At 35.6% G+C, this 14,652-nt stretch carries 12 protein-coding genes; 3 read left to right on the top strand and 9 right to left on the bottom strand.

The features are described from left to right. Nucleotides 1-48: 48 nt before the first annotated feature. Nucleotides 49-960 carry a GYDIA family GHMP kinase gene (locus P177_RS17405; protein WP_036156826.1) on the bottom strand — a complete coding sequence of 304 codons (912 nt, stop codon included), beginning with the start codon at nucleotides 958-960 and terminating at the stop codon, nucleotides 49-51. An 11-nt stretch (nucleotides 961-971) separates the two neighbouring features. Beyond that, nucleotides 972-2,288, bottom strand: a complete 1,317-nt coding sequence (locus P177_RS17400) for a hydroxymethylglutaryl-CoA reductase, degradative (protein WP_036156824.1) — start codon at nucleotides 2,286-2,288, stop codon at nucleotides 972-974. A gap of 211 nt (nucleotides 2,289-2,499) precedes the next feature. Between P177_RS17400 and P177_RS17395 the strand changes: the two genes are divergently transcribed. Then, nucleotides 2,500-4,665: a S9 family peptidase gene (locus tag P177_RS17395; protein ID WP_036156822.1), complete on the top strand. Its 2,166-nt coding sequence runs from the start codon at nucleotides 2,500-2,502 to the stop codon at nucleotides 4,663-4,665. A 16-nt stretch (nucleotides 4,666-4,681) separates the two neighbouring features. Next, complete coding sequence (locus tag P177_RS17390) at nucleotides 4,682-6,214, top strand: peptide MFS transporter (protein WP_036156820.1); 1,533 nt, start codon at nucleotides 4,682-4,684, stop codon at nucleotides 6,212-6,214. A gap of 7 nt (nucleotides 6,215-6,221) precedes the next feature. On the opposite strand, the gene P177_RS17385 is transcribed toward P177_RS17390, so the two are convergent. The 5 genes from P177_RS17385 to surE all read right to left on the bottom strand — a co-directional run bounded on the left by P177_RS17385 (nucleotide 6,222) and on the right by surE (nucleotide 11,095). Continuing rightward, complete coding sequence (locus P177_RS17385; protein ID WP_036156818.1) at nucleotides 6,222-8,234, bottom strand: ComEC/Rec2 family competence protein; 2,013 nt, start codon at nucleotides 8,232-8,234, stop codon at nucleotides 6,222-6,224. A gap of 1 nt (nucleotide 8,235) precedes the next feature. Next, on the bottom strand, nucleotides 8,236-8,799 hold the full coding sequence (locus tag P177_RS17380; RefSeq protein ID WP_036156816.1) for a C40 family peptidase: 564 nt from the start codon (nucleotides 8,797-8,799) through the stop codon (nucleotides 8,236-8,238). A 68-nt stretch (nucleotides 8,800-8,867) separates the two neighbouring features. Beyond that, nucleotides 8,868-9,989, bottom strand: coding sequence for a lipid-A-disaccharide synthase (lpxB, locus tag P177_RS17375; protein ID WP_036156814.1), 1,122 nt, complete (start codon nucleotides 9,987-9,989; stop codon nucleotides 8,868-8,870). A gap of 1 nt (nucleotide 9,990) precedes the next feature. Continuing rightward, entirely contained in the window at nucleotides 9,991-10,275 is a 285-nt protein-coding gene (locus P177_RS17370) for a hypothetical protein (RefSeq protein WP_036156812.1), read from the bottom strand. A 46-nt stretch (nucleotides 10,276-10,321) separates the two neighbouring features. After that, on the bottom strand, nucleotides 10,322-11,095 hold the full coding sequence (gene surE, locus P177_RS17365) for a 5'/3'-nucleotidase SurE (RefSeq protein WP_036156810.1): 774 nt from the start codon (nucleotides 11,093-11,095) through the stop codon (nucleotides 10,322-10,324). A 191-nt stretch (nucleotides 11,096-11,286) separates the two neighbouring features. On the opposite strand from surE, the gene P177_RS17360 reads away from it, so the two are divergent. Further along, on the top strand, nucleotides 11,287-13,476 hold the full coding sequence (locus tag P177_RS17360; RefSeq protein WP_036156808.1) for a carboxy terminal-processing peptidase: 2,190 nt from the start codon (nucleotides 11,287-11,289) through the stop codon (nucleotides 13,474-13,476). Between the two features lie 94 nt (nucleotides 13,477-13,570). Here P177_RS17360 and msrA read toward each other — a convergent pair whose 3' ends face one another. Continuing rightward, on the bottom strand, nucleotides 13,571-14,113 hold the full coding sequence (gene msrA / locus P177_RS17355; protein ID WP_036156806.1) for a peptide-methionine (S)-S-oxide reductase MsrA: 543 nt from the start codon (nucleotides 14,111-14,113) through the stop codon (nucleotides 13,571-13,573). After that, entirely contained in the window at nucleotides 14,106-14,564 is a 459-nt protein-coding gene (msrB, locus tag P177_RS17350) for a peptide-methionine (R)-S-oxide reductase MsrB (protein ID WP_036158743.1), read from the bottom strand. Before msrB ends, msrA begins: the two co-directional genes overlap by 8 nt. Nucleotides 14,565-14,652: the final 88 nt, after the last annotated feature.

Here is a 14,652-nt window from a genome sequence, read left to right as displayed (position 1 = left end):
TTTGGATTTATATAAAAAAAAGAGCGTCCATTTTGGGATGCTCTTTTTTTATAATATCATTTTTGAGTAGGGAAGTATCGTTTCGTAACCTTTATTCTTAAAGTATACCATGTCATCTTCTGTTCCTGTGGCAAGAACAAAATCTCCGCCCCAAGCTCCTAAACTTTTAATAGTTCTAGGGTAATCAGTGAAAAGCGAATCTTTGATAGTAGGAATTTGAAGTGTTTTTGATAAAATAGCCTCGTGCTCGTTCAATAAATCCTCAAACTCGGTTATGTCAGTACACTTTTGAATATTATCTGTTATAGCGTCTATCTTAGTTATGAAAGCCTCTTTATCAAAATTTAAACTTCTATAGCTATTAATGGCATCTCTACTGTTCTTTTTCTGGTTTAAATAAACAAAGAACAGCTCGTCTTTAAAAGATGGGTTAAAATGAACTTCATCAACTATTGGTTCAAAGTTATTTCTTTGATAGGTAATAGCAGAGTTATGCGTTGCGCATGCAATATCATATCCGCTACCACCAAAAGTGGACTCTAATAATTGATAAGGATTAACGCCTGCCCAAGTTGACATATTGGCTATTAAGGTAGAAGAGGTACCCAGTCCCCAGGTCATAGGGAAGGTAACTTTAGTCTCAATTATACTGTTTTCTTTAATCTTGGATAAGAATTCAGGATTAAGCTTTTTAGTTTCTATCAATATTTGCTTTAATCGATCGGATGTAGCTTCGTCAGTGGTTGTAACGGTTTTAAAATCTGATTTAGAAAATTCGGCATAAAACCACGTATCGTCATTTTCATCAACGCCAAACCAGTGAATTGTCTCCGTATTCTTATTTCTAAGTTTTAATGATTGTCCAAATTTCGTTGGTAATGCTAATCCTTTTGCGCCATCAAGAATGGCATATTCACCTGTCAATAGTAATTTTCCGTTGCTGTAAAATTCCTTCGTCATAGCTTAAAGATTTACTTTCTAATAATACTTAATTGACTTTCCACGGCGTGGTGGCTAACCGGGTTGGTTTTAAAATGTTCCACCAAGGTGGCTTTTTCATTTTCGTTGGCTCCAAGTTGGTTTAAGATATTTAAAAGATGCATTTTCATGTGTCCTTTTTGAATTCCTGTAGTAACCAAAGAGCTTACTGCGGCAAAATTCTGGGCTAATCCCGCAACGGCAACTATTTGCATGAGTTCTTTGGCCGATGGTCGCTGCAACATTTCTAGATTTAGCTTCACAAGAGGATGCAAATTCGTAAGTCCGCCAACGGTTCCTAATGCTAAAGGTAACTCTATCCAAAATTTAAAAATTCCGTCTTCAATTTTCGCATTGGTTAAGCTTCTATACTGTCCGTCTTTACAAGCATATGCATGTACACCGGCTTCAACGGCTCTAAAGTCGTTTCCCGTAGCAAGTACTACTGCGTCAATACCGTTCATAATACCTTTATTGTGTGTCACCGCACGATACGGTTCCACTTGGGCAATTTTGATGGCCTGTATTATTTTTTCTGCAGTGTGGTGCGGAGTCAATTCTGCCGATAGATTTAAATCTTCTACTGGGCAACTAACTTCTGCTCTAACAGTACAGTTGGGAACATAGTTAGAAAGTATGCTCATTACTATTTCTACATCTTTTTCTTTTGTAGAAAATGCATTAAACTGGGCGGCTTCTTTTTTTAAGGTTGTAGCAAATTGCTCCAAACAACTGTTAATGAAATTAGCGCCCATGGCATCCTTGGTTTCAAAAGTAGCGTGCAATTGAAAATAGTGGTCCAGCTCATCGGTTTTATCCTTTAGAACGATGTCTGTGATACCACCACCCCTTTTTTCCATGCTAGTAGTCAAAGATGCACTTTCTGCTAGTAAAAGAGGTTTTAAGTACGTAAAAAACGAGTCTAGTTTTTTGGTATCCCCTTTGAAGATGAAATGGACTTGACCTACTTTTTCAGTGCCTAATATTTCTGCTTTGAATCCGCCTCGTTTTAACCAGAATTTAGCAGCTTTACTTGCTGCTGCAATTACAGAACTCTCCTCTATGGCCATAGGTATGGCGTATAGCGTATCATTGATTAAAAAATTGGGTGCAATGCCTTGTGGTACGTATAAGTTTGTGATGGTGTTTTCAATAAACTCATCATGCAATTGCTGAACACTTGTATCTTGGTTCCAATATGTTTGCAGTATTTTCTTTGATTGGGCTGCGTTTTGCGTGAAATTCGCTGTAACCCAATCTATTTTTTCCTCTTTCGTTAGTTTGGAAAAACCACTTATCGGTTTGGTCATTTAGGTATAACTTTCTACTAATATTCAATGTTGTGTACATGTGAAGATCATGAAAAATACAGCACATTGTAACAGTGGTAAAGATACGCATATTGGCAATAATCTTTTTTAAATGGTCAAAGCGTTAAAAGCACTTTCTTTTTTACTCTAAAGCGTGTTTTTTTGAGGAAATTGTGGTAAACTTGAGAGATTTAACAAAATTCACTTATATATGCGAAAAACACACTTAATTGCGTTGATTTTACTTTCATTCAGCGTATTTACTTGGGCACAGGAGAAAACAATACAAGTTTCAGATATTTATCAAGGAACTTTTAGAACAGAAGGAATGGATGCTCTTAGATCCATGAAGAACGGCACCCAGTACACGGTTCTTAATACAAACAGATTCAGCCAAATTACTACGGTTGACAAATATGATTATAAAACATTAGAAAAAGTAGGTACCGTAGTTTCGTCTGCAGATTTAGCTGACATTACTTCCTTCTCTTCATATGACTTTAGTTCAGATGAAAAACAGATGCTATTGTCTACGGAAGTAGAGCCAATATTCAGAAGATCGAAACTTGGTATATATTATGTCTACGATATTGCTACAAAAGAGGTAGTAAAAGTTAGTGATGACAAAATTCAAGAACCATTATTATCTCCAGATGGTAGTAAAGTTGCGTATGTAAAAAGCAATAACATTTATATTTTTGATCTTTCCACGGGTAAAACTAAACAGGTTACTGAAGATGGAGTAAATAATAAAATAATCAATGGTGTTACCGATTGGGTGTATGAAGAAGAATTTGCATTTGTTCGTGCTTTTGAATGGAATGCAGATGGTTCTAAAATAGCTTTTTTACGTTTTGATGAAACCAATGTTCCAGAATTTTCCATGGACGTATATGGCACAGGGTTGTATCAACAGCCACACGTATTTAAATATCCAAAAGCAGGTGAGAACAATTCTATAGTTACATTGCATTTATTAGACGTTGCAAGTGGGGCAATTACTTCGGTTGACTTAAAAGATGCTTATTACGTACCAAGAATTAAATGGAAAAATCATAAAGATTATTTAAGTGTTCAGACCCTGAACAGACATCAAGATCAATTAACAATGTATACGGTCAATGCTAAAAAAGGCGAAGTTTCTGTATTGTTGGTAGAAAAGGATGACGCTTATGTAGACGTTACCGATAATTTAACTTTTTTAGAAGATGATAGCTTTATCTGGACAAGTGAAAAAGATGGTTATAACCATATCTACTTATATGGGGAAGACGGTAGTTTAATGAACCAAATTACAAAAGGCGATTGGGAAGTGACCAAGTACTATGGTTACGACCAAAACGAAGATAAAATATACTACCAATCTACAGAAAACGGTTCTATTAACCGTGGGGTTTACAATATTAGCAGCGGAGGTGATGATAAAAAAGGCTTGGCAGTAAGTAAAGGAACGAACAACGCTTCTTTTAGCACAGATTTCACCTATTTTATTAATACGTTTTCAAGTGCAGATACTCCGCCGGTATACACATTGCATCAAGCCATTAACGGTAAGAAAGTAAAAGATATAAAAGACAATAGTCAATTATTGAAGAGATTAGAAGGTTATGCTGTTAGCCCTAAAGAGTTCTCTACTATTTCTATAAATGGCAATGATCTTAATATGTACATAATCAAACCAAAAGATTTTGACCCTTCAAAAAAATATCCGTTGTTTATGTATCAGTACAGTGGTCCTGGTTCACAAAATGTGAGCAACAGCTGGATGAGCGCTAACGACTATTGGCATCAAGGTTTAGTAGCTGAAGGCTATATAGTTGCTTGTGTAGATGGTAGGGGAACCGGATTTAAAGGAAGGGATTTCAAGAAAGTTACACAAAAAGAATTAGGTAAATATGAGGTAGAGGACCAAATAGCCGCTGCTAAAAAACTGAGTGAATTACCATATATAGATGCAGATAGAACAGGTATTTGGGGTTGGAGCTATGGTGGCTTTATGTCTACAAACTGTATTTTAAAAGGTAACGATACATTTGAAATGGCCATTGCGGTTGCTCCAGTAACTTCATGGGCTTTTTATGATACTATCTATACGGAACGTTACATGCAAACGCCGCAAGAAAATCCAAGTGGTTATGATGACAACTCGCCATTTAATTATCCGCAGTTATTAGAAGGAGATTATTTGTTGATACATGGTACAGGTGATGATAATGTACATGTACAGAATTCCATGAGAATGATCGAAGCTTTAATTCAAGCGGACAAGCAATTTGATTGGGGAATCTACCCAGATAAAAATCACGGGATTTATGGTGGAAATACAAGAATTCACCTTTTCAACAAAATGACCAATTTCATAAAAGAAAAACTTTAATCAAACTAACATCTATATGACTGAAAGTACTGAATTTTCAGACCAAAAGCAGATTTTTGGACACCCGCAGGGTTTATTTTATTTATTCTTTGCAGAGTTGTGGGAGCGTTTTAGCTTCTACGGTATGCGAGCGTTGCTGACGCTTTATATGATAGATGTAATCTTCAAGGCATTAGCTGAAAGAGATTACGCCACGGCAGCTGTATACTCCTCTTACGGGTCTTTGGTATATGCATCAACCGTGATCGGTGGGAAATTGTCCGATAAGATTTTAGGAATGCGAAATTCCATTTTCTTAGGGGGAATTTTAATGTCTATAGGTCACTTTGTTCTGGCTGTTGAAAACGACATTGCTTTTTTCTTGGCGCTATCATTGATTATTGTAGGTAATGGTTTTTTTAAGCCAAATATTTCCACGTTTGTGGGTACCTTGTATGAGAAAGGCGATCCGAAAAAAGATTCAGGATTTACCATTTTTTATATGGGTATAAATATTGGTGGTTGGGTAGCTCCTTTGTTGTGTGGATGGCTTGCGGCAACTTATGGATGGCACTATGGCTTTGGCTTAGCAGGTATTGGTATGTTAACCGGTTTGATCGTGTTCTGGAGAGGTATACAAACCAATGTTTTTGGAGAAAGGGGATTACCACCTAATGAGCATGTATTGGAGAAAAAAGTACTTGGTGTAAAACAAGGTATTCTTGTGCCTGTACTTGCTGTATTGGCAGCGCCATTAATAGCACTGTTATTATCATCTTATAAAGCTATTGCTACAGATGGGCTGTTCGCAGATCAGAATATCGTTAATGTGATTTTTACAGGTATCGGTATTGCGGTATTGGCATATTTGGCATATGAGATGTTCAAGGCAAATGTTAAGGAGAGAAAAGAACTATTCGTAGCTGTATTGCTAACTTTTTTCATGACTATATTCTGGGGTTTCCATGAATTATCGGGTAGTGTTATTACACTGTTTGCAGCTAGAAATATTGACTTGGATGGTATTATGTCTGCGGCACAAACCAATTCACTGAACTCCATGTTCATTATAATATTGGCTATTCCTATCTCAATGATGTGGACGTGGTTGAGCAAGAAAAATTGGAATCCTAGAACTCCGTATAAATTTGGGTTAGGATTACTTTTTGCCGGTATCAGTTTTTACGTTTTAGCATTAAGTGGTGGTAGCGCCAATGAAAGCGGTTTTGTTCCTTTTACATATCTTTTGTTAATGTATTTCCTATTGTCGGTTGGTGAGTTGTTTATGTCTCCTGTCGGTCTTTCTAAAATGACAGATTTGGCACCAGCTAGATTAATCGCCTTTATAATGGGGGTTTGGTTTTTATCATCTGCATTTGCATTTCAGATAGTTGGTTTTATTGGTAAACAATTAGCTATTGAAAGTACGGATGGCGATGTTAACGGTTTTGCAACTTTAACCGTTTATACAGATGGTTTTATGTTGATTGCAAAGTATGCTTTAGGTGCAGGTGCTATTGTCCTTTTAGCATCACCGTTAATTAAAAAGTTAATGGGTAAAGTGCATTAGTCTTTATTTACTTAAAATAGTAAGCTCCCTTTTCACCAGTATAGTGAAAAGGGATTTTATTTTTTATACAGGTTGTTTCCCAACGTTCAATGTAGCTTTTGTAGTTACTACCATCTGCAATAATTTCCTTGGGTTGAATACTGTCAATTAGCCTGTCTAAATTGATTTTTGGCGATTGTGTCAATAAGATTTTATGGGATGATGACTTCGGATAAATTCCTGTGCTATCTATGATCAGTACTGATCCATCTTTGAAAGCATAGCTATTTTTTAAGGAATCATAACGGATAGAGTTTATACGTTCTGCAGTGATATAATCTGAAAAAAGATAATCAGGTGTATTGTCAGGATTTGTTAGAATAGTTAGGTCATTTCCACTCTTGTTGAAAATTAGGCTCTTTCTCGTTTGATGCATCACTAATACTTCCAACTTGTTATGAGCTTCATATTCCTTAAAGATGGTATAACCTTGAAAACATAGTATACTAAGTAAAAAGAAAACTATTCGTTTGTAATTTAATTTTGTAAAAAGTTCTACGCCCATTATCAGGACAAATACACTTAATAATAGCTGAATAAAGTCAAAAGAAATAGCACTGAAAATAAAATTTTCTTGTTTTGCTACCCAAGCAATAATGCTGTTCATTAAACTAATGATTTCGTTATAAAACCATACTAATTGAGTAGGGAGCCAATTTAATAGTGAAAGTGCAATCACTAAAATACCCATACCTAGAATCAATCCTAAAGCGGGTACAATTATTAAATTTGAAATGAAGAAAAGTCCCGGAAACTGATGAAAATAAAATAAGCTGATTGGCAGAACACCTAATTGTGCGGCGATACTAACACATAGCAATTGCCAAAAGTATCGTACAACCTTATTCTTCGGAAACCATAGTTCTTTAAGTAAGGGGAAAATCCAAAGTATGGCAAAAACAGCAGCATAGCTCATCTGAAACCCCACTTGGAACAACAAATTCGGATTGATGAATAGTAGAATAAATAATATGGAAAGCGCAAGTATATTGAAGGTGTTGCTAGGTCTATTTAAATATAGTGCATAAGCCACAAAGGTGAACATCGTAGTAGCACGAATGATACTGGCAGACAACCCTGCAATAAAGGCAAAGCCCCATAAAAAGAGAACCGATAGAACTAGAATTAGGGTTCGACCATTAGAGAAGTTTTTTAGCGGACTCAATAAAAATTGGATAACTAAAAGTAATATACCAATGTGTAAACCGGATACTGCTAAAATATGTACGGCACCCGCTTTCTGATAATTCGTGTATGTTTCTTCTGATATATCTGAACGCTGACCAAGTAATAGCGCTTTTATAACTCCCAATTCATCTGCTCCGAAATTTTCTTTATCAAGTTTTTCAATGATATGATTTCTTGCCCTTGCGGCGATTCCTAAAAGAGTAGTTTGTGAATTTTTAATTTTCACAAGTTGATTGTGTTCTATTCGTATACTATGATACACACCTAGATTTTCTAGATATTTTTTATAATCAAATTGATGCGGAATTAATGCATGCGAAATAGCTTTAGCTTTAGTATAGGTGATAAATTTATCATCTATAGCTAAATTTAAACTTGCTGAATCTTTGGGTATGGTGAGAAGTATAGTACCACTTACTTGTTCATTGCCTATACTTTTTACTGTGGCAAAATAGCGGGTAGAAAACTGATTAGGTTTTAGAACCTCTTTAATTTTTAGCGTCCATAATTCGTTATTGCTACTTTGATGCTTACTGAAGTGATTAGTATTGTTTATGGGTTGTGCGGCAGTGTAACTGTAGGTGCCTAATGATGTAAATGTAAGTGCGGCAATGGCTCCGAATAAAATCGATTTTGTGTTTTTTTCAAAAAAGAAAATTGCGGCAAGTATTAGAAATAGAAATACAGTGAAGAGAAGCGTATGTAATAAGTTGAAGGAGAAATAATGACCTATTAAGATGCCAACAATGAGTAAAAGCGTTAATCTGATAGGAATAAACGCTAAGAGCTTCATGCTATAATATTCTTGTAGCCTTTACGAATGCTTGGTTCCAGAATCCGTCTCTTAATGAGGAAACAGTAACACCACGAGATGTTGATGCGTGAATAAATGTAATTTCGTCATTATCGGTACCTACCACCATGCCAACATGGTTTATTCGTTTAGATCCTCTAGAGGTTTTAAAAAATAGCAAGTCGCCCTTTTCAACATTTTTAACGGTAACTCTGCGACCTTCTTCTGCCATGTTGTAAGATACTCTGGGTAGTTGTACGTCATGTTCACCAAAAGAAACATATAGTAGGCCAGAGCAATCCATTCCTTTCTTGGTTGTTCCACCAAATTTATATCGTGTACCTGAAAATGAAAGGGCTGTGTTAATAATCTCATCGGCCTTTGTAGTATGCGTTGAAGAAACTGTCCTACGTTCTTCAGTTTTTTTAGCACCGGTAACATTACCTGTTCTGGCATTATTTGCAGCAGCAACAGAAATTTTGCGCTCCTTGTCAGAAGTAGTCGTTTTTTTGGCTCCGCAACTGGCTAAAAAGCAAATGATAATAAAGTATGGTAAAATGCGCATAAAATAGAGTGTACCCTGTAGTACGTGTAACTCCAAAATTATAGAATTATTTTTTAAAAAGAATATCCCTATGAAATTTTAGCATTTGCAATGATTAGAGAAGCGGCTTCGGCACTAGCTCCAGATCCACCCAATTTCGCAATTAACTCATCATAATCAGCCAATTGTTTACGTCTAGCTTCACCATCTAAAATTAAGGTCAGTTCCTTTTTTAGGTTCTGTTTGGTGAAATCATCTTGTATTAATTCTTTAACTACTTCCTTTTTCATGATAAGGTTGACCAAAGAAATATATTCTAAAGTAATAATACGTTTTGCAATTTGGTAAGAGATCCAATTTGCTTTGTAGCAAACTACCTGAGGTACTTTGAATAAAGCAGTTTCTAAAGTAGCTGTACCACTGGTAACTAAGGCGGCATTTGATATGGAAAGTAAATCGTAAGTTTTGTTTTGAATGAATTTCACATTCGCATTGGTGAGAAAAGCAGCATAAAATTCTTTATCTAAACTTGGAGCACCTGCAATAACAAATTCATATTCAGAAAAGTCGTCGGTCAAAGAAAGCATAAGCGATAACATTTTCTGTACCTCTTGTTTACGACTACCGGGCAGTAATGCTATAATGGGTTTGTTCGGGTCTATACCGTTACCTGATCTAAATAGCGTTTCGTTTAGTTCTGGTCTGTTATTAATGGCGTCTAGTAGAGGATGTCCTACAAAGTTGACCGGGTAATTGTGTTTCTTTTCGTAAAATTCCTTCTCAAAAGGTAGTATCACGTACATATGGTCTACGGTAGCTTTTATCTTAGCTATTCTACCTTCTCTAGATGCCCAAATCTGAGGTGAAATATAATAGTTGGTCAAGAAATTATGTTCTTTAGCCCATTTTGCAATACGTAAATTAAATCCAGAATAATCAATGAAAATAATAGCATCAGGATTAAATGCGGCAATATCTTGTTTGCAAAATTTTATATTTTTAAAAATGGCATTCAGGTTTAGAATTACTTCTATGAATCCCATGAAAGCCAATTCCTTGTAGTGTTTGGCCAAAGTTCCGCCGGCTTGCTGCATTAAATCGCCACCCCAGCATCTAATGTCTGCATTGTTATCCTGTTGCTTCAGAGCCTTAATTAAATTAGAGCCATGAAGATCGCCAGAAGCTTCGCCTGCAATAATGTAGTACTTCATTTTAAAATACTTTGTAGTAAAGAATCACGAATGCGGTTAAAATGGTAGCGATTAAAACGCCTTTAGCTCTGTTATCTCTTTTAATTTTTAGAAATCCGAAAAAAGCCACAAGGTTAAGAATGGCACCCAATGCCAAAAGACTGCCAACATGTTCCTGTCTAACGGCGGCATCAAAAGTTTCCATAATCCCCAAATCAGAGAATATTAAAATATATAATAATGTACCAATGGCGTTTGCGATAATGCCTACAATAAAACCTATTAGAATTTCTTTTTTGGTATTCATCTATAATATTTGAGCGAAATAGTTTAATCTTTTTTTTGGGGAATCACTAAAGTTCCCAGGTGTTCAATTCTTGAATGACGTGGTGGGCGGTTAAATCGAATTGGGTGGGTACAACAGAAATATATCCATTGGCAAGTGCCCATTCGTCAGTATCTTCACCTTTATCCAATAACTCGAACTCACCGGTTAACCAATAGTAATCTTTTCCCATTGGGTTGGTGCGTTTGTCAAATTTCTCTTTCCAATTGGCTTTTGCCTGTCTGCAGATTTTAATCCCTATAAGCTCCTCTTTTTTAAGCTTAGGTATATTGACATTCAAGACGGTGCCTTTTGGAATTCCGTTTTCTAAAGCTGTAGTGACAATTTCATGAATAAAATCTTGAGCTTGAGAAAAATCAGCATTCCAACTATAGTCACATAAAGAAAATCCAATGGCGGGAACGCCTTCTATACCGGCTTCAACAGCAGCGCTCATGGTGCCTGAGTAAATTACGTTGATAGATGAGTTAGAACCATGGTTGATACCGCTAACACAGATATCAGGTCTTTTGGGCAGTATTTCTTGAAGCGCCAGTTTTACACAGTCCGCAGGAGTGCCGCTACAGCTATATTCATCTATATTTTTATTGTCGAGATCAATTTTCATCTTTTTTGAAAAAAGAGCGGTGTCCAATGTAATAGCATGTCCCATACCAGATTGCGGACTATCTGGCGCAACCACTACTACATCGCCAATTTTTTTCATAATAGAGACGAGCATGCGCAAACCAGGTGCTGTAATGCCGTCATCATTTGTAACTAAAATCAATGGTTTTTCCATAGCGTATACTTTCTGTAGTAAAAATACGTTTTTAAATATGATAAGTCCGAAATGCCGTTTAACAAAAAATTAGTCCTAAGCAGATTTAATTGGCATGGTTTTTTCTTTACCTTAGGGGTTTAAGTAGCTTTTGTTGCTGCTTTTAACCCTCAAATTCGGAGATATTGAAAAGGAAAGTAAAAGATAATTTTATGAAAAGAAATTTAGCCTACGTACTGTTATTGATGCTCGCGGCCGTAGCATCGTGCAGTTTTACAAATAAGACTTTTGAAAATGATGACAAGGATAAATTGTTGTTAGATTTAATAACCTATGTGTTAGAAAAAGGACATTATGAGCCTAAAGCGCTTAACGATGATTTTTCGGTACATGTGTTTGAAGATTTTATTGACGTTATTGATCCTACCAAAAGATATTTTATAGCATCTGATATTGCTGAATTTGAGAAGTATAAGTATCAGATAGATGATGAAATCAAAAATACGGATATCACTTTCTTTAATGTGGTATATGAAAGATTGATGGAGCGTATGGAAGATGCCAAAGGTATTTACAAAGAAGTGCTTGAAACTCCGTTTGATTATTCAGAGAATGAAAGCATCAGCATTAAATATGACGAAGAACCTTTTGCTGCAAATCGTAAAGAATTAAAAGAACGTTGGAGAAAGCAGTTGAAATATGCAACTTTAGGTAACTATGATTCTAAGATTTCTCAAATGGAGAAAGAAGTTGTTTCAACTAAAAAGCATGAAAATGGCGAAACGGTAGAGGTGTTGGATAATGTTAAATTAAATGATGACGATGACCATGGCGCACATACACCTGAAGAGGCAGAATTAGAGTCTAGAGAATCAACTGAAAAAACATTAGATGAATTCTTTGATTTTGTTCAAGATTTAGAACGTAAAGATTGGTTTGTACAATATATTAATACGATTGTAGATGAGTTTGACCCACATACTTTCTATTTTGCTCCAGAAGAAAAAGAAAAGTTTGATACCAGTATGTCAGGTAAATTCGAAGGAATTGGAGCAAGACTTCAGAAAAAATCTGAAGGGGCAAAAATTGTAGAGATTATTTCTGGAGGACCAGTATGGAGAGATCAAAGATTAGAAGTTGGTGATGAAATCATTAAAGTTGGTCAGAATGGAGAAGAGCCGATCAATATTGTAGGTATGCGTTTAGACGATGCCATTAAATTGATAAAAGGTGCCCAAGGTACTATTGTAGATTTGACTGTTAGAAAAGTAGATGGATCTTTAGATGTTGTTTCTTTAACAAGAGATGTTGTTGAATTAGAAGAGTCTTACGCTAAATCTGCCAATATTATTAAGGGTGAAGAGAAATTCGGAATTATCAATCTTCCAAAGTTTTATGTTGATTTCAATGATTACAGCGAAAGAAATGCAGCAACTGATGTTGCCAAAGAGGTAGAGCGTTTAAAAGAAGAAGGCATGGAAGGTCTTATCTTAGATTTACGTGATAATGGTGGTGGGTCTTTAAAGACTGTTGTTGAAATGGCAGGTTTGTTTATTGAAGATGGCCCAATCGTTCAGGTACAATCTAAGGATAAAGGTAAAGATGTATATGATGATAAGGATGAAAGAATTCAGTGGGATGGTCCATTGGTAATTCTTGTAAACGAATTATCTGCTTCTGCTTCTGAAATTTTAGCTGCTGCAATGCAAGATTATAAAAGAGCTATTGTAATAGGTAGCAAGCAAACGTTTGGTAAAGGAACGGTACAAAACGTTATTCCTTTGAACAATATGTTGCGTAGTAATGAGCATGGAGATTTAGGTGCTATTAAGATTACAACTCAAAAGTTCTATAGAATAAACGGAGGGTCTACGCAGTTAGAAGGTGTTAAGAGTGATATTGTTGTACCAGATAGATATAGCTATATTGATTTAGGAGAAAGAGATCAATCTAACCCTTTAGGTTGGGATAAAATCACTCCTGCAGATTATAAGCCGTGGGAAGGTTATATTAATTATGAGAAGACTATTGCCGATAGTGAAAAGCGAATGGCAGCTAGTCAACAAATAAAATTAATTGAGGAGAATGCAAAGTGGTTAAAGGCTGAACAAGATGAAACTGAAATCTCTTTAAATTTTGATACGTACAAAGAAGAAAAGAATAAAGATAAAGAACAGTCAAATTACTTTAAAACCTTGACTGATTATGATTCTAAGCTAACGTTTAAGTCTTTAGGGTATGAAGAGCAGTTATTTACTAAAGACTCTGTATTGCGTGAAAAACGTAACAGATGGCATAAGAATTTAGCTAAAGATGTTTATGTTGAAGAAGCGGTAAATGTTTTAGAAGACTTAAAAATGAATAACATTAAGCATGGAAAATTGGCTAGTGTAAAGAATTAAATAGTTTTTAGATAAGTAAAAGCCGCTACATAAGACATGTAGCGGCTTTTTTATTCGTTTATTTTTTAGCGTTAAAAATAAACCGAAATTGTATCTATGATAAAAGTTTGTCTGCATGTAATTGTCTAAGTTTAGCCAACTTTGGGTTGATTACAACTTGGCAATATCCTTGTTCAGAATTGTTCTTGTAATAATCTTGATGATACTCTTCTGCATCGTAGAAAATACCTAAAGGACTTAATTCAGTTACAATTGGCTTCTCATATACTGCTTGCATTTCATTCAATACTACTTTTGCTTTTTGCTCTTGTTCGTCATTATGAAAATAAATAACAGAACGGTATTGAGTACCAGTATCAGCTCCCTGTCTGTTCAAAGAAGTAGGGTCATGTGTAGTCATGAAAATAATTAAGATATCTTCATAGAAAATGATACTAGGGTCAAAAGTAACCTGAATTACCTCTGCATGTCCCGTTAAACCAGAACAGATTTCTCTATAGGTAGGTCTCCCCGGAGCTTTACCTCCAGTATATCCAGAAACTACTTTGTGTATGCCCTTTACCTCTTGAAATACCGCTTCGGTACACCAAAAGCAACCACCACCAACTGTAGCGATTTCTAAATTAGTATTAGCCATGAGATTCCTCCTTTTCTAATTGCATAGATTCCGAATTAATGCAGTAACGTAATCCACTAGGTTCTGGTCCGTCAGGGAATATATGACCTAAATGCGCATCACATGTATTGCACATGACTTCTACTCGTACCATTCCAAAAGAAGTATCTTTATGGTATTTAATAGCATTTTCTTTTATAGGTTGCGTAAAACTGGGCCAGCCAGTACCAGATTCGAATTTTATAGTAGAATCAAAAAGTGGTGTACCACAACAAATACATTCATATTTGCCAGCTTCGTGAGCAGTGCAAAGCGCGCCGGAATGTGGGGCTTCAGTACCTTTTTTTCGAGTAACTCTAAACTGTTCAGGTGTCAAGATCTCTTTCCATTCCTGTTCGGTTTTTTCAACTCGTCTATCAGGTTCAGGGTTACCGTTCACTGAAAAATGAATTATATCTTTCCAAGTTAACATCATAATTTTCCTTTCGTTTAGACTTTGTTTACTAGGTTTATTGGTCGGTAATTTGCCTTATATTTTACAAAATTAGGTAATTTTGACG

Origin of the sequence: Maribacter forsetii DSM 18668 (assembly GCF_000744105.1) — a bacterium.
GTDB lineage: Bacteria > Bacteroidota > Bacteroidia > Flavobacteriales > Flavobacteriaceae > Maribacter > Maribacter forsetii.
The sequence above is the reverse complement of the archived record's forward strand: the minus strand, read 5'-3'. Positions and strand labels throughout refer to the sequence as shown.

What these genes read in the sequence shown, in the direction of transcription:
- P177_RS17400 (WP_036156824.1), bottom strand. Translation starts at nt 2,288, where the DNA reads ATGACCAAACCGATAAGTGGTTTTTCCAAACTAACGAAAGAGGAAAAA.
- P177_RS17395 (WP_036156822.1), top strand. Translation starts at nt 2,500, where the DNA reads ATGCGAAAAACACACTTAATTGCGTTGATTTTACTTTCATTCAGCGTA.
- lpxB (WP_036156814.1), bottom strand. Translation starts at nt 9,989, where the DNA reads ATGAAGTACTACATTATTGCAGGCGAAGCTTCTGGCGATCTTCATGGC.
- surE (WP_036156810.1), bottom strand. Translation starts at nt 11,095, where the DNA reads ATGGAAAAACCATTGATTTTAGTTACAAATGATGACGGCATTACAGCA.
- P177_RS17385 (WP_036156818.1), bottom strand. Translation starts at nt 8,234, where the DNA reads ATGAAGCTCTTAGCGTTTATTCCTATCAGATTAACGCTTTTACTCATT.
- P177_RS17390 (WP_036156820.1), top strand. Translation starts at nt 4,682, where the DNA reads ATGACTGAAAGTACTGAATTTTCAGACCAAAAGCAGATTTTTGGACAC.
- P177_RS17405 (WP_036156826.1), bottom strand. Translation starts at nt 960, where the DNA reads ATGACGAAGGAATTTTACAGCAACGGAAAATTACTATTGACAGGTGAA.
- P177_RS17380 (WP_036156816.1), bottom strand. Translation starts at nt 8,799, where the DNA reads ATGCGCATTTTACCATACTTTATTATCATTTGCTTTTTAGCCAGTTGC.
- msrB (WP_036158743.1), bottom strand. Translation starts at nt 14,564, where the DNA reads ATGTTAACTTGGAAAGATATAATTCATTTTTCAGTGAACGGTAACCCT.
- P177_RS17360 (WP_036156808.1), top strand. Translation starts at nt 11,287, where the DNA reads ATGAAAAGAAATTTAGCCTACGTACTGTTATTGATGCTCGCGGCCGTA.
- P177_RS17370 (WP_036156812.1), bottom strand. Translation starts at nt 10,275, where the DNA reads ATGAATACCAAAAAAGAAATTCTAATAGGTTTTATTGTAGGCATTATC.
- msrA (WP_036156806.1), bottom strand. Translation starts at nt 14,113, where the DNA reads ATGGCTAATACTAATTTAGAAATCGCTACAGTTGGTGGTGGTTGCTTT.